The following is a 1809-nucleotide window of genomic DNA, read 5'->3' as shown; positions in this document are numbered from 1 at the left end:
ATAGATCTGAACTTTATCATCATAAGTTAATTTCATAATAAAAGCACCCCAAAAGTTAGATTTTTTCTGTCTAACTTTTGGGGTGCAGTTCAAAATGCTATAGGATATAAAATAAAAATCCCATTTAATACCCCCCACAGAGGAACTGGTCCGTGGACACTCCTTCTTTGAAGTTCAAACGTTTTTTTAATTCGTTCCAGTATCATTTAAACCATCCTCTCATGCTTTTTATCCGGCTATTGGCGCCTTTTTTAAGATTATCCGTAATATTAAACTTTTTATCAGCCCAGTTTAATACACCTACAGCACCTGCGGATACTCCAATTGCAATTGCCCCAGGTAACCAAGCCGGAGCTGTCGCACCAACAACTAAACCTGCTAGCGCTGCTCCAACGCTTGCCCTAGCAATCCCTGCAACAGTAGTTCCCGCTGCCTTAGCCGCATCTATCACAAAACCTGTCGCCTTACTAGCCTCAACTTCATTTCCTCTCAATCCTTGACGTTTGGCCTCTTTTTCATTATCACTGATGTTTAAAAAAGTATCAACCACATCTAAAGCAGCTCCAACAACTGCAGCTCCTTTTAAAAACTTACCAAACTTCGTAGCGGATTTAAAGTTTGTTAGTCCTTCTTTAACAGAACCTATGAGTCCTTTCTCACTTGTAATTCCTTTCCACAGGCCTTTACCAGCATCCTTGAAACTTATTTCATTAGTGAATTCTTCTTTCAGTAGACTTCCAGTTGTAGACACAATTGATTTTCCGACACTAGCCACTTTGGTACTAAATCGAGTTGTATCTTTAAAAGATTTGAAAACCTTACTCAATTCTTCGTTATATTTAGTATAGCCTAGATTTTCCATAATGGATTTAAAGGTCTGTGAAACATCACCATTTTTATATTGAACAACTTCGTAAATACGACTACCACTTAATTTCTTACCCACTTTAAAATAATCATCTAATGACTTACCGAATTCTGTTGTTGCTTTAGAAACAATGATATCCCCTTTTTTATTTTTTCTAAAACGATAATACGCATATAAAGCTGCCCAGATAGATTCCAATTCAAAATATTCAACTTTTTTATACAGACTATTTTCTTTTATATCTTTATACACATTAAATAATGCATCAATTCAATCTTTATCAGAAGAATATGACATATGGAAAAAAACAAAAGAAAAACAACTTGAAACTACAAATTCAACTTCTGAATCAAACAACAATCAATTAAAAGTTAAAATTGATACAGCTGGGCAACTGTATCAATCTATTCAATCACTAGTTACTACTACTTCTGATAGTTCAAAAATAACTAACAAGAATCATGAAGCTGTTGGAATAATGAAAGAACAATTCACTCAATTTAATAGCCAAGTCAAAACGATTAAAGATAATATTGACCGCACTATTTCAACAACAAACGAATTGATTACTACTGAAGCAAATGTTATTCAAGGAAATAGAAATTATGCAGATTCCTTCAAAACTGTTATGAAAAATATCCGTGATGGAGGAACCACTAACCAAAATGTTATGAGTTTCTTATCAAATCCTATAGAAACCAAAAAAGAAACTTATGCTACACCTATTTCTGTAGAAAATAACAGATTATGGATAATTGTTGCTGTTGTTGTTTCTGGAATTACATCAGCTGGAATTACCTACTGGTTAACAAAGGAGAAAAAATAATTTCTTTATAAAAATATAATTAAAAAAGAGTCTGGGACAATAGTCCCTTATCTCCAAAAAAAACAACGGCAAATCCGTTGTTTCAGATTGAAGACAAACATCGTTTTAATGTTTG

At 33.5% G+C, this 1809-nt stretch carries 2 protein-coding genes; one reads left to right on the top strand and one right to left on the bottom strand.

Going from position 1 to position 1809, the window contains the following annotated elements; all coding sequences use genetic code 11:
- Window positions 1-202 precede the first annotated feature (202 nt).
- Complete coding sequence (locus B7692_RS07285; protein WP_239822383.1) at window positions 203-1120, bottom strand: hypothetical protein; 918 nt, start codon at window positions 1118-1120, stop codon at window positions 203-205.
- Between the two features lie 226 nt (window positions 1121-1346).
- Here B7692_RS07285 and B7692_RS07280 point away from each other — a divergent pair, with 226 nt between their 5' ends.
- The gene (locus B7692_RS07280; RefSeq protein ID WP_084930335.1) at window positions 1347-1694 is read left to right on the top strand and encodes a hypothetical protein; all 348 of its coding nucleotides are present in this window, start codon (window positions 1347-1349) and stop codon (window positions 1692-1694) included.
- Window positions 1695-1809: the final 115 nt, after the last annotated feature.

It is taken from the genome of Streptococcus mitis (assembly GCF_002096925.1).
GTDB classification, from domain to species: domain Bacteria; phylum Bacillota; class Bacilli; order Lactobacillales; family Streptococcaceae; genus Streptococcus; species Streptococcus mitis_AF.
This window is presented reverse-complemented; position numbering and strand designations above follow the sequence as displayed.